The sequence below is a fragment of the Nocardioides antri genome, from assembly GCF_008373765.1.
Taxonomy (GTDB): domain Bacteria; phylum Actinomycetota; class Actinomycetes; order Propionibacteriales; family Nocardioidaceae; genus Nocardioides; species Nocardioides antri.
In genome coordinates, this window is record NZ_VUJW01000008.1 from 39855 (window position 1) to 64077 (window position 24223).

Here is a 24223-nt window from a genome sequence, read left to right on the forward strand (position 1 = left end):
CATGTCGTTCCAGATGACCGGCCTGCCGGAAGCCGATGAGGTCCTCGACCAGCACCCGTTCGCCGTCGTGGTCGGCATGATGCTCGACCAGCAGTACGGCATGGAGCACGCGTTCCGTGGTGGCTGGAAGGTGCTGAGCAGGTTCGGCACGCTCGACCCGGCCGCCATCGCGGCAGCGGATCCGGAGGAGTTCAAGGAGCTGTGCAGCCAGCCGCCGGCGATCCACCGGTTCCCGGGGTCGATGGCCGCGCGGCTGCAGGAGCTCGCGGCGCTGGTGGAGTCCAAGTACGACGGCGACGTGACCCGCCTGTGGACCGAGGCGACGACCGGCAAGGATCTGTTCAAGCGGGTCCAGGAGCTCCCCGGCTTCGGCAAGCAGAAGGCGCAGATCTTCGTCGCGCTGCTCGCCAAGCAGGTCGGGGTGCGGCCCGACGGCTGGGAGGCGGTGGCCGGCGACTACGCCCTGGAGGGCTACCGGTCGGTGGCCGACGTCGTCGACGCCGACTCCCTGCAGAAGGTGCGCGACTACAAGAAGCAGAAGAAGGCGACCGCCGCGTCGGCCGGATGACCGGCCCCGAGTTTTAGGAATCAGGCGCTTCCCGGAAGCGTCTGATTCCTGTACGGTCGTCGTCGTGACCACCACCGCGGCAGCCGCCAGCACCCAGGAGCGCACCGGCCGGCTCTGGCAGGGGCAGACCCCCGACGCCCGGGAGGCCGACCGCCGGCAGCGCCTGGTCGAGGCCGGGATCGACCTGGTCGGCACCCAGGGCGTCGCGGCGCTCACCATGCGCGCCGCCTGCCGCGAGGCGTCGGTGGGCCCCCGCTACTTCTACGAGCTGTTCGCCACGCGCGAGGAGCTCCTCGAGGCGGTCTACGACGAGACCGTCAGCCGGATCCGCACGCCGATCCTGGCTGCGGTCGTCGACGCGGCCGAGAGCGTGGGGGTGACGGCGGCGATCATCGCGGCGTTCGACACCGCCGTCGCCGTCGTCGAGGACGACCCCCGGCTCGGGCGCATCCTGTTCCGCGAGTCCGCCGCCGACGACACCCTGCGGCCGCGGTCGCAGGCCGCGATGCCCGAGTTCGTGCTCACCGTGATCGGCGAGGTGATGCCGGAGCGTGCCGACGAGCTGCGCGGACCCGAGAGCGGGTGGACCCTGCTGGGGTTCTCGGCCGCGCTCTTCGCGCTGTTCCTCGCCTGGAGCGAGGGTGTGCGCCACACCTCGCGGGACGAGTTCGTCCAGCACTGCGCGTCGCTCGCGATCAACGACCTCGCGCTCGACCTCGAGCTGCCCGCCGCGCGACGGACGGGAGGCCGGCCTTGATCAGCGTCGACCGTCGCGGCGCCGGCGAGCCGATCGTGCTGGTCCACGGGATCGGCAGCCGGTGGCAGTGCTTCGAGCCGGTCCTCGACCGGCTGGCCGAGAGCCACGAGGTCATCGCCGTCGACCTGCCGGGGTTCGGTGCCTCGCCGCTGGTCGACGGCGTCCGACCTGGACCGCTGGGTTTCGCCGACTGGCTCGCGGGCTGGCTCGAGGAGGAGCGCATCGAGCGACCCCACCTGGTCGGCAGCTCGATGGGGGGCGGGGTCGCGATCGAGCTGGGTCGTCGCGGGATCGCCGCGTCGGTGACGGCCTTCTCCCCGGTCGGGTTCTGGGGACGCCCCGGACTCCGCTGGACGCAGGGCGTGGTCACCGGCCTGCGGACGGCGTCCCGGACCGCGGGCCCGGTGCTGGGCCGGCTGGTCGACCACCCGGCCGGGCGCGTCCTCGCGCTCGGGACGATGTTCGGCCGCCCCACCCGGGTGTCCCCGGACGCCGCGCGGGCCGACATGGCCGGGCTCGCGGGAGCCCCCGCCTTCGCAGCCGCACGACGCGACTTCGCCTCCTACTTCCTCCGTCCCGGCGACGACCCCGGCCGGCTCCCCGACATCCCGGTCACCATCGCCTGGGGGACGCGCGACGTCCTCCTCACGCACCGCACCCAGAGCGCCCGCGCCCGCGACGTGCTCCCGTTCGCCCGCCACGTCGACCTGCCCGGCTGCGGGCACCTGCCCTTCAACGACGACCCCGAGGCCTGCGTCCGACTGGTCCTCGACAACGCCACCCGCAAGGAGAACCGATGACCCACCAGCTGGTGAGCACCGACCCCGCCACCGACGAGGTCGTCGCGACCTTCGACGTGCAGACCGCGGAGGAGGTGAACACGATCGTGGCCCGGGCCCGCGAGGCCTCGCCGTGGTGGCGCGACCAGGGGTACGACGGCCGGCGGGACGCCCTGCTGCGCTGGAAGCGCCACCTGGCGAAGCACAGCGAGGACCTGGTCCAGCTGATGCACCGCGAGAACGGCAAGCCGCTCACCGACGCCCGGCTCGAGCTGATGCTGGCGCTCGAGCACATCGCGTGGGTCGCCAAGCACGCCGGCAAGGTGCTGCGCCCGGAGAAGCGCCGGCCCGGCGTCCTGCTCGCCAACTTCACCGCGCGGGTCGAGAACCTCCCCTACGGGGTCGTCGGCGTCATCGGCCCGTGGAACTACCCGATCTTCACGCCCAACGGCTCGATCGCCACCGCGCTGGCCGCCGGCAACACCGTCGTCTTCAAGCCGAGCGAGTACACCCCCGCCATCGCGCAGTGGTACGTCGACGCCTTCGCCGCAGCGAACCCGGACGCCCCCGACGGCGTGCTCTCGCTGGTCACCGGCTTCGGGGAGACCGGTGCGGCGCTCTGCCGGGCCGGCGTCGACAAGCTCGCGTTCACCGGCTCGGCCCCCACCGGCCGCAAGGTGATGGCCGCGTGCGCGGAGTCGCTGGTGCCGGTCGTGATGGAGCTGGGCGGCAAGGACGCCGCGATCGTGGCTGCCGATGCCGACCTGGCTCGGGCCGCGGACGCCATCGCCTTCGGGGCGATGGGCAACAGCGGCCAGACCTGCGTCGGCATCGAGCGGGTCTACGTCGAGCGCCCGGTGCGCGACGCCTTCCTCGAGGAGCTCACCGAGCGGGTCCGCACGATCCGCCCGGGCTCGGACAAGTCGGCGTCGTACGGCCCGATGACCATGCCCAGCCAGATCGAGATCGTCCGGCGCCACGTCGACGACGCCCTCACCGGTGGCGGCATCGCCGTCGTCGGAGGCCGCGAGAGCATCGGGGACCGCTACATCGAGCCGGTGGTCATCCTCGACCCGCCGCACACGTCGTCGGCCGTGCAGGAGGAGACGTTCGGCCCCACGGTCACCGTCACGACGGTCGAGTCGCTCGACGAGGCCGTGAAGCTCGCCAACGACACCCCGTTCGGGCTCGCCGGCGCGGTGTTCTCCCGCGGCCACGCCGAGGAGATCGTCGACCGCCTCGAGACCAGCCAGGTCTCGGTCAACTCGGTGCTCGGCTTCGCCGGCATGGCGGCGCTGCCGCTCGGCGGCAGGGGCGAGAGCGGCTTCGGCCGGATCCACGGGCCGGAGGGCCTCCGCGAGTTCACCCGGCCGCGCGCCGTGGCGACGCAGCGCTTCCCCGCGCCGATCAACCTGCTCACCTTCGGCCGCAAGGCCTGGGTGGTCCGGCTGCTGCCCCGGCTGATCCGCTGGGTCCACGCCCGGTGAGGAGGCCAGCGATGAAACCGTCCGTCGCCGTCATCGGCACCGGCTTCGGCGGCATGGCCGCCGTGATCGAGCTGAAGAAGCAAGGCTTCGACGACATCGTCGTGTTCGAGAAGGGCGACGACGTCGGGGGAGTGTGGCGCGAGAACACCTACCCGGGCGCGGCCTGCGACGTCCCGTCGCCGTTCTACTCCTACTCCTTCGAGCCCAACCCCCGCTGGCCCCACCGGTTCTCCCGGCAGCCGGCGATCCTCGACTACATGCGCCACGTCGCGGACAAGTACGACGTCCGTCGGCACGTCCGCTTCCGCACGGAGGTCCGCGGCGCGACCTACGACGACAGCACCGGGAAGTGGACCGTCGAGCTGGACGCCGGGGAGCCGGTCGTCGTCGACGTCCTCGTGTCCGCGGTGGGCCAGCTCTCGCGCCCGGCCGTCCCCGCGATCGACGGCGCCGAGACGTTCGCCGGCGAGACGTTCCACTCCGCGGAGTGGAACCACGATGTCGACCTGAAGGGCAAGCGGGTGGCCGTGATCGGCACCGGCGCGAGCGCCATCCAGTTCGTGCCGGCCATCCAGCCCGAGGTCGGGCACCTGACCGTCTTCCAGCGGACCCCGCCGTACATCATCCCGCGGTTCGACCGGGAGTTCTCGCGGCTCCACCACAAGGTCTTCGAGCGGGTGCCCGCGACGCAGCTGGTCGAGCGCGGCACCTGGTACGGCGTGGTCGAGGGCCTCAGCGTCGCCTGGGTCTACTCCAAGCCGCTCGCCGCAACGATCCAGGCGATCTCGAAGTGGCACATGCGTCGGTCGACCAGGGCCAGGCCCGGTCTCTTCGAGAAGGTCTGGCCGAAGTACCAGATCGGCTGCAAGCGGATCCTGTTCTCCAACGACTACCTCCCGGCCCTCACCCAGCCCAACGTCGACGTCACCACCCAGCGGCTCACCGAGATCGTCCCCGCCGGCGTGCGCACCGCGGACGGGCTGGTGCACGAGGTCGACGTCATCATCTGGGGCACCGGTTTCAAGGCCACCGAGTTCCTCGCGCCGATGTCGATCAAGGGGAGCGAGGGTCGCGACCTCCACGACGAATGGCGCGGCGGCGCCCGTGCCTACTACGGCATGACCGTTCCGCACTTCCCCAACCTGTTCGTCATGTACGGGCCCAACACCAACACCGGTGGCGGCTCGATCATCTACTTCCTCGAGGCGCAGGCGAAGTACCTCGGCGAGTACGTCGGCCACCTGGCCGCGTCCGGCGCCCCGCTCGCCGTGCGGCCAGAGGTCGAGCAGGAGTACGACGAGCGCATCCAGTCCCAGCTCTCCGGGAGCGTGTGGACCGGGTGCTCGTCGTGGTACCGCAACGAGGACGGCCGGATCACGACCAACTGGCCGACCCTCGGGATCCAGTACAAGGCGCAGGCGAAGTTCGATCCTGCCGACTACGAGGTGGTGGGGTGATGGCGGGCCACGACTACGACGTCATCGTCGTCGGATCCGGGTTCGGCGGCAGCGTGGCCGCACTGCGGCTGACCGAGAAGGGCTACCGCGTCGGTGTCCTCGAGGCCGGCCGCCGCTGGGACGCGGAGAACATGCCGAAGACCAACTGGAACATCCGCAAGTCGATCTGGGCGCCGCGCCTCGGGCTGACCGGCCCGCAGCGGATCAGCGCGCTCGGCAAGTGCCTGGTCTTCAGCGGGTCGGGCGTCGGCGGCGGGTCGCTGATCTACGGCAACACCCTCTACGAGCCGCTGCCCGACTTCTACCGCGACCGCGCCTGGGCCCACATCACCGACTGGCAGGACGAGCTCGCGCCGTACTACGACCAGGCGAAGCGGATGCTCGGGGTAGTGGAGAACCCCCGCGTGGGGCCGAAGGACGAGCTGCTGCTCCAGGTCGCCCGCGACCGCGGCGTGGCCGACACCTTCCACCGGACCCAGGTCGGCGTGTTCTTCAACGACGGCAACGAGGGCGTCGAGGTGCCGGACCCCTACTTCGGTGGTGAGGGCCCGCGCCGGGCGGGCTGCATCCACTGCTCGGAGTGCTTCACCGGCTGCAAGCACAACGCCAAGAACACCACCACGACCAACTACCTCTACCTCGCCGAGAAGCACGGCGCCGAGGTCCACCCGCTGACGACGGTGACGTCGGTCCGCAGGAACGACGCGGGCACGGGCTACGTGGTCGAGACCGAGCGCTCGAACGGCAAGCTGCGGAAGGGACGTCGTACGTTCACCGCTGAGCAGGTCGTGTTCGCCGCGGCCGCCCTCGGCACGCAGAAGCTCCTGCACCGGCTCAAGGACGACGGCACCCTTCCCGAGCTCTCGCCGCGCCTCGGCGAGCTGACCCGCAGCAACTCCGAGGCGATCATCGGCGTGCAGAGCCGGACCCGCTCCGACTTCGCGCAGGGTGTGGCGATCACGTCGTCGATCCACCCGGAGCCGCAGACCCACGTGGAGGTGTGCACCTACGGCAAGGGCCAGAACTCGATGTTCGCCCAGACCGTCCCGATGGTGGACGGCGGCGCCTTCCGGTTCCTCCGGTTCCTGCTCGGGCTCGTGCTCCACCCGGTGGCGTTCCTGCGCTCGCTCAACCTCCGGGGCGCGTCGGAGCGGTCGGTGATCCTGCTGGTCATGCAGTCGCTCGACAACTCGCTGACCTCCTACCTGAAGGGCGGTCTGCTGAAGACGAAGCAGGGGAGCGGCGAGCCGAACCCCGACTGGATCCCGCTGGCGCACGAGATCGCGCGGGAGTACGCCGACAAGGCCGACGGCTACACCGGCAACATCGCGACCGACGTCTTCAACATCCCCGCGACGGCGCACTACATCGGCGGCTGCACGATCGGCGACTCCCGCGAGACCGGCGTGATCGACCCCTACCAGCGGGTCTACGGCTATCCCGGCCTCCACATCGCCGACGGCAGCGCGATCACCGCGAACCTGGGGGTGAACCCGTCGCTCACGATCACCGCCCAGGCCGAGCGCGCGATGGCGTTCTGGCCGAACAAGGGCGAGCAGGACGCCCGGCCGGCCCTCGGTGCGCCGTACCAGCGGATCGCGCCGGTCGCCCCGAAGCAGCCCGTCGTCCCGGCCACCGCCCCCGGCGCCCTCCGGCTGCCGGCGTCGGCCTGAGAGAAGGAGAGACCTCCATGAGCGAGACCCGCACGACGACAGCCCGCCTGGCCGACCTCGAGCCGACGTGCACGCCGGCCGAGGCGCTGGCCCTCTACGACGACCTGCCTGCGGTGCGTCCCGACGAGATCACCGGTCGCTACCGCGGTCGCGAGCTCGGGACCGGGCACCCGATGGACGGGCTGCTCGAGCAGTCCGGGTGGTACGGCAAGCAGTTCGACGACGTCGACCACGTGCACCCGCTGCTCTTCCGGACGCCCGGCGGCGAGATCTTCCCCGTCGAGCCCCGCAAGATCCCGCTCGGCATGGTCGACAAGGTGCCGCAGGCGGTCGTGTCCCGGTCCAGGTCCGCAGTGGGCGCGCTCAAGCCGGCGTTGCGCACCTCGAAGCATCGCGCGCGCCTCCGGGCGGTCGAGCACCGCGGCGTGGTGACCGCCGCGATGGTCTACGACCACCTGCCGATCATCGACGTCTTCCGCCGCGTGGACGACGACACGCTCCTCGGCGTGATGGACCTGAGGGGCGCTCCGCCGTACTTCTTCGTCCTGGCGAGGGACTGACCGGTGACGCCGGACCAGCTCGCCCACGCGGACCTGCGGCTCGACGTCGACGGGGCGGTCGCGACGATCACCCTGGATCGACCCGAGGCGCGCAACGCCCAGCGGCCCCGGATGTGGGCCGGGATCGCGCAGGTCCTCGAGGAGCTCGGCCCGGAGGTCCGCGTCGTGGTGCTCCGCGGCGCCGGCGGAACGTTCTCGGCCGGGCTCGACCTCGGTCTGCTCGACCCCGGCAGGACCGACGAGGAGGGCAGCTTCGTCGCCACGCTGGCGCTGGACGACCAGGCGATCATCGACCAGATCGACGTCTACCAGCGACCGTTCGCCCTACTCACCGACCCCCGGTTCATCACGATCGCCGTGGTCGAGGGGCACGCCATCGGGGCGGGGTTCCAGCTCGCGCTGTGCTGCGACCTGCGGATCGTCGCCGAGGACGCCAGGCTCTGCATGAAGGAGTCGGCGCTCGGCCTCGTGCCCGACCTGGTCGGCACCAAGCCGCTGGTCGCGGCGGTGGGCTACGCCCGGGCGCTCGAGATCTGCGCCTCGGCGCGCATCGTCACCGGTGCGGAGGCGGGGGAGATCGGCCTGGCCCAGGTCGTCGTGCCTGCTGCCGACCTCGACGGCGCGCTGTCGGCCACTGTCGACGCGCTCACGGCTCACCCGCACGGTGCCGTGACCGCCACCAAGCGCCTGCTCCAGGACGCACCGGCGCGGACGATCGAGGAGCAGCGGCTCGCCGAGCGAACCGCCCAGGTCGCGCGGTTCCGCGAGCTCGCGGCCGCGTTCAGCCCGGCCGCGGGCGGTTGAGCCCGGCCACCCGTCGACCGGTGTGCGGACCGCTCCCACCTGCGTGGCAGAATGGGGTCTGCGGTCTTGACGCCTCCGGGCTTCGCCGCGCCCTACCGCCAGTTTCTGCGTATCGAGAGGTGTTCGTGTCGTCGAACGCACGCAAGGTCCCCGCTGCGGTGCTCGCGCACCCTTCCATCGTCGCCCTCATCGATCGGGCCACCCCGATGGGCAGCGTGAGTCCTGAGGAAGTCCGGCAGGCGTGCGCCGACGCCGACGTCGCCGCGCCTCACCTGAAGTCCTTCCTGGGCCACCTCGCCGGTCTCGGGATCGCGGTCGCCATGCCGGCGTCCGGCCGCGCCGTGGCCGCGACGAGCACGCGCAAGACCGCCACCGCGAGCACGGCCAAGAAGGCGCCGGCCAAGAAGGCCGCCGCCGAGGAGCAGGAGTTGGCTCCCGCCAAGAAGGCCGCGCCTGCCAAGAAGGCCGCCGCCAAGAAGGCGACGCCGGCGAAGAAGACTGCCGAGGCCGCCGCTCCCGAGGCCGAGGTCCCGGTCCTCGGCCCCGACGGCAAGAAGATCCTGCCCGACCTCCCCGACGAGCAGTTCGAGAAGGACGTCAAGTCCGACCCGACGATCGTGGAGGACGAGAAGGAGGCCTCCTTCGTCGTCTCGGCCGCCGACGACACCGACGAGCCCGAGCAGCAGGTCATGGTGGCCGGCGCGACCGCCGACCCCGTCAAGGACTACCTCAAGCAGATCGGCAAGGTGCCGCTCCTCAACGCCGAGATGGAGGTCGAGCTCGCCAAGCGGATCGAGGCCGGCCTCTTCGCGGAGGAGAAGCTCGCCAAGGGCACCAAGATCACCCCGAAGAACCTCGAAGAGCTCGAGTGGATCGCCGAGGACGGCCGTCGCGCCAAGAACCACCTGCTCGAGGCGAACCTCCGGCTCGTCGTCTCGCTCGCGAAGCGCTACACCGGCCGCGGCATGCTCTTCCTGGACCTGATCCAGGAGGGCAACCTCGGTCTCATCCGCGCGGTGGAGAAGTTCGACTACACCAAGGGCTACAAGTTCTCGACGTACGCCACCTGGTGGATCCGGCAGGCCATCACCCGCGCCATGGCCGACCAGGCCCGCACCATCCGGATCCCGGTCCACATGGTCGAGGTCATCAACAAGCTCGCCCGCGTGCAGCGGCAGATGCTGCAGGACCTCGGGCGCGAGCCCACTCCGGAGGAGCTCGCCAAGGAGCTCGACATGACGCCGGAGAAGGTCGTCGAGGTCCAGAAGTACGGTCGCGAGCCGATCTCCCTCCACACCCCGCTCGGTGAGGACGGCGACTCCGAGTTCGGAGACCTGATCGAGGACTCCGAGGCGATCGTCCCGGCCGACGCGGTCAGCTTCACGCTGCTGCAGGAGCAGCTGCACGCCGTCCTCGACACGCTCTCGGAGCGCGAGGCGGGCGTGGTGTCGATGCGGTTCGGCCTGACCGACGGCCAGCCGAAGACCCTCGACGAGATCGGCAAGGTCTACGGCGTCACCCGCGAGCGGATCCGCCAGATCGAGTCGAAGACGATGTCGAAGCTGCGCCACCCCAGCCGTTCGCAGGTCCTGCGCGACTACCTGGACTGATCAGCGGGCTGACGGGGCGACCCGCGGCCAGGGCTGGAGCTGCTCGAGCTGGGCAGCGACGGCGAGCAGGGTTGCCTCGGACCCGGGCCGCCCGACGAGCTGCACGCCGAGCGGGCGCCCCGCGCCGTCGAGACCGGCCGGCACGGACATCGCCGGCCAGCCTGCGATGTTCCACGGCGCCGCGAACGGCGCGTAGCGAGCATTGGCCTGGACGGTGGCGAGGTAGCCGCCCCGCGACCATGCCTTCGCCCTGATCGGCGGCTGGGCAAGGGTCGGCGTGAGCAGGACGTCGGTGTCGGCGAAGAACTCCTCGGCGCGGGCACGCCACCGCTCCCGCGCTCCGGGCTTGGGATGGCCGCGCTCGGCCAGCCGCCGCCCGATCGCGACGTGCCGGGCGTTGCGCTTCTCCAGTGCCGTCGGGTCGGCGAAGAGGTCGGCGTCCGCGGCGGCACCTGTGGTCCACAACGCGAGCGTGGTCGTCGACATCAGCGTGGCCGGGTAGCGCGGGGTCCGCTCGGCGACGCGGTGACCCGCCTCCGCGAGCAGGCGGGCGACCCGTCGCGCGGCGTCCGACCACTCCTTCGACACCGGCACACCCGCAGCAGGTGACCGGGTCGAGAGCGCGACGCGGAGCGTGCCCGGCTCGCCGACGGTGGCGTACGACGCGTCGCCGGCCAGCACCGAGAACACCAGTGCCGCGTCCGCGACCGTCGTGGCGAGCGGTCCGTTCTCGGCCATCCCGTGCCACGAGCCCGCCCCGAGGTCGGAGGGGACGACGCCGTACCCGGGCTTCAGCCCCACCAGCCCACAGCATGCGGACGGGATCCGGATCGAGCCGAGCCCGTCGTTGCCGTGGGCGACCGGCACGGCCCCGGACGCCACCGCTGCGGCCGACCCGCCGGACGAGCCGCCCGGCGTCCGCTCGCGGTCCCACGGGTTGCGGGTGATGCCGAAGACCGAGTCGGTGGCGCCCCACAGGCACAGCTCGGGCACCCGGGTGAGGCCGACCACGACCGCACCCGCCGCGCGCAGCCGGCGCACCACCTCGTGGTTCCGGGGCTGCGGAGCGGGGTCGGAGGCGGCGGACCCGTCCCGCATCGGCTGGCCCATCACCGGGACGTTGTCCTTCACCGCGACCGGCACCCCGGCGAGGGGCAGCGCGAACCGGTCGGACCGGGCGTCGACGGCATCCGCCTCGGCGAGCGCCGCGTCCCTGCGCACCACCTGCCAGGCATTGAAGGCGGGCTGGGTGCGCGCGATCCGGGCCAGTGCCTCCTCGGTCGCCCGACGGGCGGTCATGGTCCCGGAACGGACCTGTGCGGCGATGTCGACTGCGGTGGGCGCCGTGGTCAGGTCTGCCATGGGCCCGACCCTAGTGGCAGGAGAAGGTGGCGGCGACACAACCCGGACGCCGCTCGGGCGTCGGTAGGGTCAGCCGGCGAGGCGGCGCACGACGACGATCGTCACGTCGTCGGTCGTGAGCCGGCCCAGGGCGCTCCGCACGAGCCTCGAGGCGATCCCAGTGGCGTCGTTGTCGGTCGCTGCGGCCGCCCGGACGACCTCGAGGACGCGGTCGGGGTCGCCGTGGACGTCGAGGAACCCGTCGCTGAGGATGACCAGCATCTCGCCGGGTGAGATCCGCTCCGGGCGGGGCTCCCACGGGTCGCCGGGCGCGGCGCCGAGCGGGAGGCTGTCGCCTGACAGGCGCACCGCCCGGTCGGGACCGACGAGGAACGCCAGCCCGTGACCCGCGTCGACGTACTCCGTGGTGCCGTCGGCCGGGTCGAACCGGACGGCGAAGAACGTGACGAAGCTGCCGATCTCGGTGAGGTCCTCGTCCATGTCGTCGGCGACCCGGCGCACGCTGGCGGACAGTGTGTTGTGGGGCGACGTGCCGCGAAAGATTGCGCGGATGCCGGCCGCGAGCAGCGCGGCCTGCAGGCCCTTGCCCATGACGTCCGCCAGGACCACCTGCACCTGCCCGGTGTTCCGGAGGACCTGCCAGTCGTAGAAGTCGCCGCCGACGGCGCCCGCCTGCTCGCACTGTCCGGCCATCTCCCAGCCGGGGAGGTCGGGGATGCCGCGGGGGAGGAGGCGTCGTTGCAGCTCCGCCCCCTGCTCCAGCTCGGCGCCCGTGGCCAGCTCCCGCTCGACCCAGCCGGCGAGGTCCCGCAGCATGGCCTGCTCCCCGACGGAGAGCTCCCGCCGCGGCGCGACGTCGACCAGGCAGAGCGCTCCGATGCGATGGCCTCCCGGCGCCCGCAGCGGGGCGCCGGCGTAGTAGCCGACGGAGCCCTCCTGGGTCACCGGGTGGCCGGCCCACGCCGGATCGGTCCGCAGATCGGGGATCTCCAACGTGCGGTCGCCCTGGATCGCGATCGAGCAGAGCGACTCCGCCCGGGGCTTGCTGGTCGACGGGGGACCGAACCGGTCGCCCGCCGCAGCCTTGGTGAACTGCCGGTCTTCGTCGATCAGGTTCACCGCGACGTACGGCACGTCGAAGATGTGCTGCGCCAGCCGCACGACCCGGTCGAAGCGCTCCTCGGGGGGCGAGTCCAGCAGGTGGAGGTCGCGTACGGCGGCGACCCTCTCCTCCTCGCTGGCGGAGCCGCCCGGCATCGCGGCCATCAGGCGCCGTCGTCCGGAGTGCGGCGCCGCACCATCCGCCAGTGGTTGGCGTCGTCGTGCCGGGTGTACTCGATCTTGTCGAGGATCGCGTGGGCGAGGGGGAGCCCGCGACCTTCCTCGGCGAGCACGTCGGGCATCGTCGGGTCGAACCCGTCCGTCAGCGCCTCGCCGGAGTCGGACAGGGTCGCCTCGAGCTGGTCGGGCCGCACGTGGAGCGTGAACCGCCACCGCACCTGCCCGGACGGCACGCCGTGCTCGACCACGTTGTTGGCGATCTCAATCACCGCAGTCTCGAAGAGCATGAGGTCGGAGGGGTCGAGGTCGGGATGCTCGGCGCCGGCGCGGCCCAGCAGGGTGTGGAGGTCTTCGACGCCCTCCGGCACCGCGAACCCCTGGAGGCCGTAGCCGTCACCAGCCATTGACGGCCTCCTCGACGCTGGCGTACGGCCGGAGGATGCGGTCCAGGTTCGTCAGCCGGAGCACCGTCACGACCTGCTCGCCGGGGGCAGCGATCCGCAGGTCGCCCGAAGCCTGCCGAGCGGTCTTGAGCCCGCCGATGAGGGCACCGAGACCGGAGGAGTCCATGAACTCGATCCCCGACAGGTCGACGACGATCCGGGGGTTGCCGGCGGCCACGGTCTCGTCGATCCGGGCCTTCATCCGCGGCGCGGACACCATGTTGAACCGTCCCGAGGTGGTCAGCACGACGACACCCTCCCGCTCGCTCTGCTCGATCTGCATCAGGACACCAGCTCCTCGTCGTTCTGCTCGTCGCTCGGGTCGTGGTCGGCGGGCCGATAGAGCCCTGCCTGGATGATGACACTGAGGACCAGGAGGTCGTAGCCCACCCACAGCGTGTTGACCCCGACGCCGATCACGGTCAGGTTGTTGCCGGTCAGCAGCTGCACGACTCCGGCCACCACCGCGACGACGAGCAGCACCATGACCAGCAGCTGCGGCCAGATCAGCCGGAACGGGAACCGGTGGGGGCCACCCTCCCGGACCTTCGGGGTGACCATGAAGCCGAGCTCGCGGCCGAACCACACGTTCGCGGCGGCCGTCGTGCACGCCTTGATCCAGAGCGGGAAGAGGGCCAGGGAGTACTGGTGGCCGCGCCACGTCTTCACGCCGTAGCCGACGATGAGGAACTCCAGCTGGTTGAGCAGGAAGTACGGCGTGAACAGTGCCAGGAACGTCAGCCCGTAGGCGTGGACCGGCAGCACGCCGAAGACCAGGTAGAAGACCGGTGCGAGGAGGAACGCCAGCGCCGCGAAGCCCGACAGGTAGCTCCACATCGTCGCGAAGTACATCAGCCGCTGACCGGCGGTGAGGCCCTTCTTGGTCAGCGGGTTGTCCTTGAGGAGCACCTGCAGGGTGCCCTGCGCCCACCGGAGTCGCTGCTTGAGCATCGTGCCGAGGTCCTCGGGCGCGAGCCCGGTCGCCAGCACCTCGTGGTGGTAGGCCGACTTCCAGCCGGCCGCGTGGAGCTGCATGCAGGTGGCCATGTCCTCGGTGACCGAGACCGTCGCGACCGGCATCACCGGTTGCGCCTCGTCGGCGCGGGTGACGTCGACGGCTCGCATGATCCGGCTGACCTCCTCGAGCGCTGACAGCGGCGACAGGTCACGCGTGGTCAGCTCCTCGAGCACGTCGTCGCGCACCACCGGGATACCACTCCCCGGGTCGAGGCTGATCCCGACGTCGTGGTCGAGGCCCAGCTCGGCCAGGTCGGCGCGGATCGCGGCGAGGTCGCGGTCGACGAGGGACCGGCTGGCCTCCCGCACGGTCTGCTGGAAGCGATAGGTGACGTCGGCGTACGGCGCTCCGGCGTCGAGGTCGGCGCGGGCCTTGCGCACCCCCTCGTGCACCTTGCGCACCGCGGTCGCGGTGTCGGCGTCCTCCTTGCGGGCCCGGCGCGCCGCCCGGGCGAGGATCCGGCCCGACGCGTCGAGCGCGGAGCGGACCGCCGACTCGACCGCGGAGACGTAGCCCGTGATGCCGAGCCGCATCAGCGCCTCGCGGCGGATCACCGCGTTCGACCCGCAGAAGAACGCCGCGTTCCAGCCGTCCTTGCCCTGCTGGATCGGACCGTAGAACAGCGGCGCCTGGCTGCCGAGCGGATCGGAGTCGCTGACGTTGCTGAACCACTGCGGGGTCTGCACGAGCGCCATCTCGGGGTCCTGGAACCAGCCGAGCGTGCGGTGCAGGATCTCCGGCTTCGGGATCTGGTCGGCGTCCAGGATCAGGAGGAACTCGCCGTAGGTCTGGAGCAGCGCGTTGTTGAGGTTGCCGGCCTTCGCGTGCCGCGGCCGGTCGTCCCAGTCGTCGGAGCGGGTCAGGTAGCCGACCCCGATCGCCTCGGCGGCAGCCCGCATCTCCGGGCGGGCGCCGTCGTCGAGGATGTAGGTGGTGTGCGGCCACTCGATCGCGAGCGCGGCCCGCGCCGTGGCGGTCACCATCTCGACCGGCTCGTTGTAGGTGGTGATCAGGACGTCGACAGTGGCGTCGGGCGACGGGGGAGGGGCGGCACCGCGGCGCTTGACCCTCCAGATCGTGATGCCGAACAGGTAGCCGTCGAGGAGCGCGTAGGTCTCGGCGAGCACCAACGGGACCGCGATCCACCAGTGCTCCCAGTTGACCGACCATCCCCACCGCCACGTGAGGTACACGGTGCCGGCGAGCAGGCTCAGCACCGTTACGACGCGCAGCAGGAGGAGCCGGCGCGGCGACGTGTCGGTCTGCGCCTCGTCCTGGGCGTGCGACGGCATCGCGCTTTCTCCCTCGGCTTGCTGCAGGCACAACCCTAGTCGGGCTGCCCCTCGTCGCGTCGTCAGCCGGCGGCCACCAGGGCGACCGCCGCCCCGCACAGGGCGAGGCCGGCGGCCTGCCCGCGATAGATCCGCTCGTGGAGGACCACCGCGGCGAGGAGGATCGTGAACGCCGGATAGAGCGAGGTCAGGACGGCAGCGACCGTGAGCAGGTCGGTCTGGCTGGCCAGCAGGAACAACAGCACCGCGCCGGTCGCGATCACCCCCGCGACGGCGCCCCACCACTCCGACCTGGCCGTCGGGACCCAGGACGCGCCGAGCGCGGTCGCGAGGACGCCGATCGACAGCAGCGCTGTCGCCTGACCGGTCGCGAGGGGCCAGAACCCGGCGCCGTCGGGCACCTGCCCGAGTGCGACGAAGAGCACACCGAACCCGAGCCCGGCCAGTGCCCCGTCCACGAGACCGCTGGCGGCCGGGGCGTCCCGCTCGGGCGGCGCGGCCGGGTCGAGGGTCGCCTCGGGCCCCCGGGCGACGAACCAGATCCCCGGCAGGGCGAGCACGATGCCGATCGCGACGAGAGAGGACGGGCGCTCACCGGTGGCCACCGCGACCACCACGGGCACGACGGCGGCGCCGACCGCCGAGACGGGGGCAACCACGCCCATCCGGCCGGTGGCGAAGCCGCGGTAGAGGAACGCGCTCCCGGTGCCGCTCCCGAGCCCGGAGGCCGCGCCCCAGAGAAGGTCGGCGCGGGTCGGCTCGCCCGGCACGACCAGGGCGAGGACGGCGGCGCCGACCAGCCCGCCGACCCCGGCGAGCAGCGCGACCGGCCACGGCGTCGTACGGCGGGACACCAGGCCGCCGATGAAGTCGGACAACCCGTAGGCGATCGCCGCGCCCAGGGCCAGGACCACGCCCATCAGGCGTGTCCTGAGACGGGAAAGGCGGAGGCCCCGGACACCTGTCCGGGGCCTCCGATGAGGATCGGGGGACCGCTCAGAGCTCGTCCTCCGGCGCCGGCGCCGGCGTGCTGCTGAGCTTGTGGGTCTCGTCGTGGACCGTGACAGCGACCTGCTTGAGCTTGTCACCGTGCTCACGAGCGTGGTGAGCGCAGAACAGGAGCTCGCCGCCGGACGCAAGCTCGACGCGGAGGTACGCCTGGGCGCCGCAGCGGTCGCAACGGTCTTCTGCGGTCAGACGTGCGCTGGGGGCAACAGCAGTTGTCATGTTGTGCCTCTTTTCCTCGGTCGGTGCCGGGATCAACGTAGCGAGGACTCCCAAGATTCCCGCTGCTGCCGTGTGTTCCCGGGCACTTCCATCCTTTCACGGCAGTCTTGACGCCGATCGGGATATTCACGCCCCGAAACACCCTTGTTATCTAAGGCTCCTGCTGCTCCACATCGTGACCCTGCGCAAGCCCGTGTGCCTGCATCGAACCTCGGCGTGTCGCAGGTAGATTCGTACCCAGATCGCCGCTGTTTCAACCAGGAGCCCGCCATCACCGACAAGACGTACAACGCCGCCCACCTGCTCGTCCTCGAGGGGCTCGAGGCAGTCCGGAAGCGGCCGGGCATGTACATCGGCTCCACCGACACCCGGGGCCTCATGCACTGCCTGTGGGAGATCATCGACAACGGCGTCGACGAGGCGCTCGGAGGCCACGCGCGCCGGGTCGAGGTCACGCTCCACCCCGACGACTCGGTGGAGGTGTACGACGACGGCCGCGGCATCCCGACCGACAAGGAGCCCAAGACCGGCCTGCCGGGCGTGGAGGTCGTGGCCACCAAGCTGCACGCCGGCGGCAAGTTCGGTGGCGGCTCCTACAACGCGTCCGGCGGCCTCCACGGCGTCGGACTGTCGGTGGTCAACGCGCTGTCGTCCCGGATGGACATCGACGTCGACCGGGCCCCGTCCCAGCAGGGCCTGTCGTTCCGGCGGGGCATCCCCGGCGTGTTCGACGGCGAGGGTCCGAAGGCGGCGTTCGAGGCGCGGTCGGGCCTCACCCGCAAGGGCAAGCGGGTCGGCAAGGACAAGACCGGCACCCGGATCCGGTTCTGGCCGGACCGCCAGATCTTCACCAAGGACGCCCGGTTCGAGCTCGACGGGCTGGTCGGCCGGGCCCGGCAGACGGCCTACATCGTGCCCGGGCTCGAGCTCGTGGTGCGCGATCTCCGCGGCCCGGAGCTCTTCGAGGAGAAGATCCGCCACGACGGCGGCATCTCGGAGTTCGCCGAGGCCCTCAGCCACGGTGAGCCGGTCACCGACGTGCTCCGGATCACCGGCACCGACACCTTCACCGAGACCGTGCCGATGCTCGACGAGCAGGGCCACATGACGCCGCAGGACGTCGAGCGCGAGCTCACGGTCGACATCGCGGCCCGGTGGGACACCGGCTACGAGACCGAGGTCCGCTCCTTCGTCAACGTGATCGCGACCCCGAAGGGCGGCACCCACGTCGCCGGGTTCGAGGCCGCCCTGACCAAGACCTTCAACGACGCGATGCGCGCCGCGAAGGCGCTCAAGGTCAACGACGACGACGTGATCAAGGACGACATCCTCGAGGGCCTGACCGCGATCGTCACGGTCCGGCTGGCGGAGCCCCAGTTCGAGGGCCAGACCAAGGAGATCCTCGGCACGTCCGCTGTACGGGCGTCCGTCCGGAAGGTGGTAGCGCAACAGCTCAAGGAATTCCTGACCTCCACCAAGCGCGCCGAGAAGGCCCAGGCCAAGCTGCTGATGGAGAAGGTCGCCGCCGCCGCGAAGACCCGCATCACGGCCCGCCAGCACAAGGAGACCCAGCGGCGCAAGAACGCCCTGGAGTCCTCCACGCTGCCGGCGAAGCTCAACGACTGCCGCAGCAACGACATGGACCGCACCGAGCTGTTCATCGTCGAGGGTGACTCGGCGATGGGCACGGCGAAGGCGGCGCGCAACTCGGAGTTCCAGGCGCTGCTCCCGATCCGCGGCAAGATCCTCAACGTCCAGAAGGCCTCGATCGGCGACATGCTGAAGAACTCCGAGTGCGCGTCGATCATCCAGGTCGTCGGGGCCGGCTCCGGCCGGACGTTCGACATCGACGCGGCCCGCTACGGCCGGATCATCTTCATGGCCGACGCCGACTCCGACGGCGCGCACATCCGGTGCCTGCTGGCGACCCTGTTCTTCAAGTACATGCCCGAGCTGGTCTCGGCCGGCCGGGTCTACACCGCTGTGCCGCCCCTGCACCGGATCGAGATCTCCAACCCGCGCAAGGGGCAGGAGAAGTACATCTACACCTACTCCGACGACGAGCTGCAGCGGAAGCTCGCCGAGCTGAAGAAGAAGAACGTGCGGTGGAAGGACCCCGTCCAGCGCTACAAGGGCCTCGGTGAGATGGACGCCAGCCAGCTGGCCGAGACCACGATGGACCCGCGCCACCGCACGCTCCGCCGGCTGACGGTCGACGACGCGGAGGGCGCGGCGAAGGTGTTCGAGCTGCTCATGGGCTCCGACGTCGCGCCGCGCAAGGAGTTCATCGTCCAGGGCGCCTACGAAGTCGACGTCGAGGCGCTCGACGCCTGATCGGAGGCGCGGGTCAGACCTTCTGGGTCAGCAGGCCGGTGTCGACGTCGTAGAGGAAGCCGCCGACCTCGACGGTGTCGGGGATGAGCGGATGCGAGCGGACCTTCTGCACGTCCTCGGCCAGGGCGCGAGCCTGGTCCTCGACGACGTGGAAGGCCTGCCAGGAGGCGTCCTGACCGGCCGACTCGGCCACCCGGGCCCGCAGCTCGCCCTCGGTGTTGGTCGCCACCGCGCACCGGGTGTGCGGCACCACGATGATCCGGTCGACCTTCAGCAGGTGCACTCCGAGCACGAGCGCCTCGAGCGCCGCATCGGTGACCCGCGCGCCCGGGTTGCGGAAGATCTTGGCGTCGCCCGCTTTCAGGCCCACCATCCGGAGGGGGTCGATCCGCGAGTCCATGCAGGTCACGATCGCGAGGCCCGCGTGGGCCACGCCATCGAAGCCGCCGAGGTCGAAGTCGACCGCGAACTCACGGTTGGCTGCCAGGAGGTCGTCGAATCCCATGGCGGGATTTTATCCGCCCGTGCGGAGGACCTCGGCAGTGTCCAGACCTCGGGTGGGGGCGCGGCGGAACAGCACCAGTGCGAGCACGGCGGCGAGCAGTGACGCGGCGGCGGCACCGGTGAAGACCGACTGCTCCTGCACGATGGCGAGGTCGACCAGGCCGAGGTCGGGGTGCTTCTCGTGCTCGACGTGGAGGCGGTGGAGGCCCCAGGTCGTGAGCACGGAGATGCCGACGAGCATCCCGACCATCCGTGCGACCACGACCAGCGCGCTCGCGAGCCCGTGGGTGTCGTGGCTCGTCGTGGAGAGGATCGCGGCGTTGACCGGCGCCAGTGCCAGCCCGAAGCCGAGACCACCCACGACGAGGGGGACGTTCGAGGCGAACCCGTCGAGGCTGGTCGCGCCCCACTGCGCCATCCACAGGAAGCTGCCGGCGGCCAGCAGCATCCCCACCGCCGTAATCACGCCGGCCGGGAGGCGGCGGATCAGGTAGCCGCCGACGACGGCGCCCACGGGCAGGGCCGCGAGGAACCGCAGCAGGACCAGGGCCGCCCCGAGCTGGGAGTCGCGATGGGTGGTCGTCCGGGCGAACAGCGGGATGTCGACGAGGGCTGCGATCAGCGCCCAGCCGACCAGGAAGCTGACCACGAGCGACCCCCACGCGGGGGCCGCCGCCAGCGCGGACCGGGGGATGATCGGGGCGTCGGCCCGGAGGAGGTGGACGACGAACGCCGCCCCGGCGAGCACGGACCCGGCGAGGAACCACCCGCCCTTCGGGTTGAACACCGCGACCTCGGGGTCGGCGCTCGCGAACGCCAGCACGATGCCCCCGAGGCTGACCGCGAGAAGGGTCGCGCCGACCAGGTCGGCCTCGACGGCGGAGCGGAACCAGCCGCGGAGGTCGACGAGCGGGCGGCGGGCGAGCAGGCAACGGAGCAGCAGCGCCACGAACGCCCCGATCGTGATGAGCCCGATCGGCGTCACCCAGGCGTTGCCGCCGTCGACGTACGGGATGAAGAGCTGGCCCCAGGTGAGGTCGCGCTTGAGGTCGGCCGGCTGGAGGAAGACGACCAGCGCGGCACCGACGAGCACGACAGCCAGGGCGCCCCCGAGCAGGTCGGGCCGGCCGGGGCGTCCGGGTCGTTCTGGATGCGGCGCGTCTCCCGCCGGGGCCCGCCACAGGGTTCGTACGGCGACGAACAGCAGCACGCCGACGGCGAGGTTGATCGCGAAGATCCCGCGCCACGAGGTGAACGAGAGCACCACGGCGCCGAACAGCGGCCCGAGCACGCTCCCGATCTCCTGCACGCCCGAGACCAGCCCGAGCGGCAGGCCACGGCGCTCGACGGGGTACATCGCGGCGACGAGCGCCATCGTCGCCGGTACGAGCCCGCCGCCGCCCGCGCCCTGGAGGAAGCGGCCGACCACCATCGTCACCAGGTCGGGGGCGACGGCCGTCGCGAGCGATCCCACCGCGAAGACACCGAGCGAGGCGGCGAGCACCGGCACCTGCCCCCGCAGGTCGGCGATCCGGCCGATGAGGGGCAGCATCGCGACGTACCCGAGCAGGAAGCCCGACACGATCGGCGCGGCGCGCTGGAGCTCGTCGACCGGGATGCCGACCGTCGCCATCATCTCGGGCAGGGCGAGCACCACGACGTAGGTGTCGATCGCCGCGAAGGCGACCGCTGCGGCGCAGAAGGCCAGGAGCAGCCGGGACCGTGCGTCGGGCGCGGCGTCGGCGTGTCCCTCCACCGGTGCGCTCATTCCGGGGCCGAGATCTCCTGCTCGACGTCGTACTCCTCGACGGCGATGACGTAGGTGATCGCGGCCATGCCCGGGAAGAACTCTCCGGTGATCTCGGCCTCGGTGAGGAAGCCGTCGGCGTCGACGCGGTACTTCGCGTCGAACTCGTCGCCCTCGGCGCAGGGGAGGATGTTGCGCACCGTGTCACCGGGGACGGTGCCGGTGAACGGGGTCAGTGTCTCCTCGTTGTCGTCTCCGCCGAGCTCGCTCTCGCCCTCCTCCAGGCCCTCGGTCGCGGTGAGGACGGGGGAGACCCCGGTGTCGGGGTCGAGCAGGGCCGCGGGGTCGGGGGCGCAGAAGTCGCCCGGTTCGTAGATCTGCCAGCCGAGGACGGGCACCTCGACGTAGAGGTTGCCGCCCACCGAGACCACGGCGATGTCGCTCGCCTCGGCACCCATCACGCGCCCCGCGACGTCGCCCTCGAACGCCGGCGGGTCGGCGATCAGGGTGCCCTCGGCGCTGGCCAGGTAGTCGCCTTCGTCCGGCTCGTCGTCGGTGCTCAGCCTGATGGTGACCCCGCTGGTCGCATCGAGCTTCTCCTTCGCGCCGGCCATCACCTCCTCAGGGGTGACCTCGCCGTCACCGTCGTCGTCGAGCTCGGTGTTCTCGGTGACGGGGTCGTCGCCGCCGGAGCAGCCGGCGAGGGACGTGATCGCGAGGCCGCCCATGAGGGCGCCTGCAGCCATCCGGCGAAGAAGGGAGGCGGTCGCCGAGGAGGCGAGGGACGAGCCGTCTCGAAGGGTCATGGCGTCACCCTGACACAGCGGCGGTGAGCATCTCGGACAGCGGTCCGGACGCGGCAGCCAGCGGCTGGCTACCGGGCACCCCCGACCCGTCGCGACGCCCGGTGGCGTCCGGGAGGTCGACCGGCGCGCCGCTCGCGGCGGCGCCCCGGGCGGGAGCCGGCCCCGCCCAGGCGAAGACCAGGGTGTCCTCGCCCTTGAGGAACCGGTGGCAGCGGACGCCGCCGGTGGCGCGGCCCTTGGGCGGGTACTCCGCGAAGTCGGTCACCTTCACCGAGCCGGGCTCGGTGCCGGGGAGGGCGGTCGACGACCCGGACACGGTGACGAGCACCGCGCCGTCGGCGTACGACGCCAGGTCGAGCGCGCCGAACCAGGTCACCCGCTCACCCGCGGTGAGGCGCACGCCGGCCATGCCGCCGCCGGACCGCCCCTGGGGTCGCACGCCGGACGCCGGGTAGTGGAGCAGCTGGGCGTCGGAGGTCACGAAGCACAGCTCCTCCTCGCCCGTGCGCAGCTCGACCGCGCCGACGACCTCGTCGCCGTCCTTGAGGCCGATGACGTCCCACTCGTCCTTGCCGAGGACCTCCGGGTTGACCCGCTTCACCACGCCCTGGCGGGTGCCAAGGGCGAGGCCCGGTCCTTCGGTGGTGAGCGAGCACAGGGCGAGCGCGCGCTCGCCGGCATCCAGCGACAGGATCTCGGTCAGCGGCAGGCCGCCCTGGAGGTTCGACTCGTTGGCGGACGGCGGGATCGCCGGCAGGTCCAGCACGACGAGTCGCAGCAGGCGCCCGGCCGAGGTCAGCACACCGACCTCCCCGCGGGCCGTCGTCCGGACAGCCGAGACGACGACGTCGTGGTTGGCCCGGGAGCCACCGGAGCCGACCGGCTCGTCGCTGCTCGTCCGGGCGAGCAGGCCGGTCGAGGACATCAGGGCGAAGCACGGGTCGTCCGGCACCTCCAGCGGCGCGGCGGCCGCGGTGACCGCACCTGTGCCGGCCGACTCGAGCAGCACCGTACGGCGAGGGGTGCCGAACGTCTTCGCCACCTGGCCGAGCTCGTCGCTGACCACCTGGCGGAGCAGGCCCTCGTCGGCGAGGATCGCCTCCAGCTCCTCGATCTCGCGCCGGAGGGTTTCCTGCTCCTTCTCCAGCTCGATCCGGGAGAACCGGGTCAGCCGGCGCAGCTGCATCTCGAGGATGTAGTCCGCCTGCGCTTGGGACAGGTCGAAGACCGAGATCAGCCGCTCCTTCGCCGCAGCCGAGTCGTCGCTGGTCCGGATCACCTGGATGACCTCGTCGATGTCGAGGAGGGCGATCAGCAGGCCGTCGACGAGGTGGAGGCGATCGGCCTTCTTGTTGCGCCGGAACTGCGAGCGCCGGCGGATGACGTCATAGCGGTGGTCGAGGAAGACGGTCAGCATCTCCCTGAGGCCCAGCGTGCGGGGCTGACCGTCGACGAGGGCGACGTTGTTGATGCCGAAGGTGTCCTCCAGCGGTGTCTGCTTGTAGAGCTGCTCCAGGAGCGCCTCGGGCACGAAGCCGTTCTTCACCTCGATGACGAGCCGGAGGCCGTTCGCCATGTCGGTGAGGTCCTTGAGATCGGCGATGCCCTGCAGCTTCTTGGTCTGCACGAGCGTCTTGATCCGCTCGACGACCTTCTCGGTGCCGACGCCGTAGGGGAGCTCGGTGACGACGATCCCCTTGCGGCGGCCGATGGTCTCGATCCGCGCGGTGGCGCGCATGCGGAACGTGCCGCGCCCGGTCTCGTAGGCGTCGCGGATCCCGTCGAGGCCGACGATCTTGCCGCCGGTGGGCAGGTCGGGCCCCGGGATGAAGCGCATCAGCCCGTCGACGTCGGTGCCCGGATGCTTGATCAGGTGCCGCAGCGCCTGGACCACCTCGACCAGGTTGTGCGGCGCCATGTTGGTGGCCATGCCGACGGCGATGCCGGTCGTGCCGTTGACGACCAGGTTGGGGATCGCCGAGGGCAGGACCGACGGCTCCATCTCGCGGCTGTCGTAGTTGGGGCGGAAGTCGACGGTGTCCTCGTCGATGGACTCCGTCATCGCCGCGGCCGGCGGCGCCATCCGGCACTCGGTGTAACGCATCGCGGCCGGCGGGTCGTCACCGCCGGGGGAACCGAAGTTGCCGTGGCCGTCGACCATCGGGAGCCGCATCGCCCACGGCTGCGCCATCCGCACGAGGGCGTCGTAGATCGCTCCGTCACCGTGGGGGTGGAGCCGGCCCATCACCTCACCGACGACGCGGGCACACTTCACGTGACCACGGTCGGGGCGGATCCCCATGTCGCCCAGCGTGTAGAGGATCCGGCGCTGCACCGGCTTGAGGCCGTCGCGGGCGTCCGGCAGCGCGCGGGAGTAGATGACGGAGTAGGCGTACTCGAGGAACGACGACTGCATCTCGTCGCGGATGTCGGTGTCGAGGATGTGCTCCTCGAAGTCCTCGGGGGGTGGGCTCTTCGTCGTACGCCGTGCCATGCGGCCATTCTCCCCGGCGG

Annotated in this window: 21 protein-coding genes; 10 read left to right on the plus strand and 11 right to left on the minus strand. The window is 71.4% G+C overall.

Going from position 1 to position 24223, the window contains the following annotated elements; all coding sequences use genetic code 11:
* The first annotated feature begins 1 nt into the window (after position 1).
* The 9 genes from F0U47_RS13345 (at position 2) to F0U47_RS13385 (ending at position 9695) form a co-directional block, all read left to right on the plus strand.
* Positions 2–568 carry an HhH-GPD-type base excision DNA repair protein gene (locus tag F0U47_RS13345; RefSeq protein ID WP_149750972.1) on the plus strand — a complete coding sequence of 189 codons (567 nt, stop codon included), beginning with the start codon at positions 2–4 and terminating at the stop codon, positions 566–568.
* A 64-nt stretch (positions 569–632) separates the two neighbouring features.
* Positions 633–1325 (plus strand): TetR/AcrR family transcriptional regulator, encoded by a 693-nt coding sequence (locus F0U47_RS13350; RefSeq protein WP_188111345.1) that lies wholly within the window; start codon positions 633–635, stop codon positions 1323–1325.
* A complete protein-coding gene (locus F0U47_RS13355; protein WP_223162769.1) occupies positions 1322–2125 on the plus strand; it encodes an alpha/beta fold hydrolase in 804 nt (267 codons plus the stop codon). The genes F0U47_RS13350 and F0U47_RS13355 overlap by 4 nt, the downstream gene beginning before the upstream one ends.
* Positions 2122–3591, plus strand: coding sequence for an aldehyde dehydrogenase family protein (locus tag F0U47_RS13360; RefSeq protein ID WP_149750974.1), 1470 nt, complete (start codon positions 2122–2124; stop codon positions 3589–3591). Before F0U47_RS13355 ends, F0U47_RS13360 begins: the two co-directional genes overlap by 4 nt.
* A gap of 11 nt (positions 3592–3602) precedes the next feature.
* Positions 3603–5048, plus strand: coding sequence for a flavin-containing monooxygenase (locus F0U47_RS13365; RefSeq protein WP_149750975.1), 1446 nt, complete (start codon positions 3603–3605; stop codon positions 5046–5048).
* A complete protein-coding gene (locus F0U47_RS13370) occupies positions 5048–6721 on the plus strand; it encodes a GMC oxidoreductase (protein ID WP_149750976.1) in 1674 nt (557 codons plus the stop codon). The genes F0U47_RS13365 and F0U47_RS13370 overlap by 1 nt, the downstream gene beginning before the upstream one ends.
* Positions 6722–6738: 17 nt before the next feature.
* On the plus strand, positions 6739–7281 hold the full coding sequence (locus F0U47_RS13375) for a DUF4334 domain-containing protein (protein ID WP_149750977.1): 543 nt from the start codon (positions 6739–6741) through the stop codon (positions 7279–7281).
* 3 nt (positions 7282–7284) lie between these two features.
* Positions 7285–8085, plus strand: a complete 801-nt coding sequence (locus F0U47_RS13380; protein WP_149750978.1) for an enoyl-CoA hydratase/isomerase family protein — start codon at positions 7285–7287, stop codon at positions 8083–8085.
* Between the two features lie 119 nt (positions 8086–8204).
* Positions 8205–9695, plus strand: a complete 1491-nt coding sequence (locus F0U47_RS13385) for an RNA polymerase sigma factor (RefSeq protein ID WP_246159618.1) — start codon at positions 8205–8207, stop codon at positions 9693–9695.
* On the opposite strand, the gene F0U47_RS13390 is transcribed toward F0U47_RS13385, so the two are convergent.
* The 7 genes from F0U47_RS13390 to F0U47_RS13420 form a co-directional block, all read right to left on the minus strand.
* Complete coding sequence (locus F0U47_RS13390; RefSeq protein WP_149750979.1) at positions 9696–11057, minus strand: amidase; 1362 nt, start codon at positions 11055–11057, stop codon at positions 9696–9698.
* Between the two features lie 69 nt (positions 11058–11126).
* Positions 11127–12323 carry a PP2C family protein-serine/threonine phosphatase gene (locus F0U47_RS13395; RefSeq protein ID WP_149750980.1) on the minus strand — a complete coding sequence of 399 codons (1197 nt, stop codon included), beginning with the start codon at positions 12321–12323 and terminating at the stop codon, positions 11127–11129.
* Positions 12323–12742, minus strand: coding sequence for an ATP-binding protein (locus F0U47_RS13400; RefSeq protein WP_149750981.1), 420 nt, complete (start codon positions 12740–12742; stop codon positions 12323–12325). Before F0U47_RS13400 ends, F0U47_RS13395 begins: the two co-directional genes overlap by 1 nt.
* The gene (locus F0U47_RS13405; RefSeq protein ID WP_149750982.1) at positions 12732–13064 is read right to left on the minus strand and encodes an STAS domain-containing protein; all 333 of its coding nucleotides are present in this window, start codon (positions 13062–13064) and stop codon (positions 12732–12734) included. Before F0U47_RS13405 ends, F0U47_RS13400 begins: the two co-directional genes overlap by 11 nt.
* On the minus strand, positions 13064–15091 hold the full coding sequence (locus tag F0U47_RS13410; protein WP_149750983.1) for a glycosyltransferase family 2 protein: 2028 nt from the start codon (positions 15089–15091) through the stop codon (positions 13064–13066). The genes F0U47_RS13405 and F0U47_RS13410 overlap by 1 nt, the downstream gene beginning before the upstream one ends.
* A gap of 62 nt (positions 15092–15153) precedes the next feature.
* A complete protein-coding gene (locus F0U47_RS13415; protein WP_149750984.1) occupies positions 15154–16011 on the minus strand; it encodes an EamA family transporter in 858 nt (285 codons plus the stop codon).
* A gap of 76 nt (positions 16012–16087) precedes the next feature.
* On the minus strand, positions 16088–16318 hold the full coding sequence (locus F0U47_RS13420; protein WP_149750985.1) for a DUF7455 domain-containing protein: 231 nt from the start codon (positions 16316–16318) through the stop codon (positions 16088–16090).
* 216 nt (positions 16319–16534) lie between these two features.
* Between F0U47_RS13420 and F0U47_RS13425 the strand changes: the two genes are divergently transcribed.
* A complete protein-coding gene (locus F0U47_RS13425; protein ID WP_188111346.1) occupies positions 16535–18652 on the plus strand; it encodes a DNA gyrase/topoisomerase IV subunit B in 2118 nt (705 codons plus the stop codon).
* Between the two features lie 13 nt (positions 18653–18665).
* Here F0U47_RS13425 and F0U47_RS13430 read toward each other — a convergent pair whose 3' ends face one another.
* From F0U47_RS13430 to F0U47_RS13445, 4 genes are read right to left on the minus strand one after another with little or no spacing between them, the layout of a single operon-like run.
* Entirely contained in the window at positions 18666–19157 is a 492-nt protein-coding gene (locus F0U47_RS13430) for a beta-class carbonic anhydrase (RefSeq protein ID WP_149750986.1), read from the minus strand.
* 9 nt (positions 19158–19166) lie between these two features.
* On the minus strand, positions 19167–20912 hold the full coding sequence (locus F0U47_RS13435) for an MFS transporter (protein ID WP_246159619.1): 1746 nt from the start codon (positions 20910–20912) through the stop codon (positions 19167–19169).
* 8 nt (positions 20913–20920) lie between these two features.
* Positions 20921–21709, minus strand: coding sequence for an LppX_LprAFG lipoprotein (locus F0U47_RS13440; protein ID WP_149750988.1), 789 nt, complete (start codon positions 21707–21709; stop codon positions 20921–20923).
* Positions 21710–21713: 4 nt separating this feature from the next.
* Positions 21714–24203, minus strand: coding sequence for a DNA gyrase/topoisomerase IV subunit A (locus F0U47_RS13445; RefSeq protein WP_149750989.1), 2490 nt, complete (start codon positions 24201–24203; stop codon positions 21714–21716).
* Positions 24204–24223: the final 20 nt, after the last annotated feature.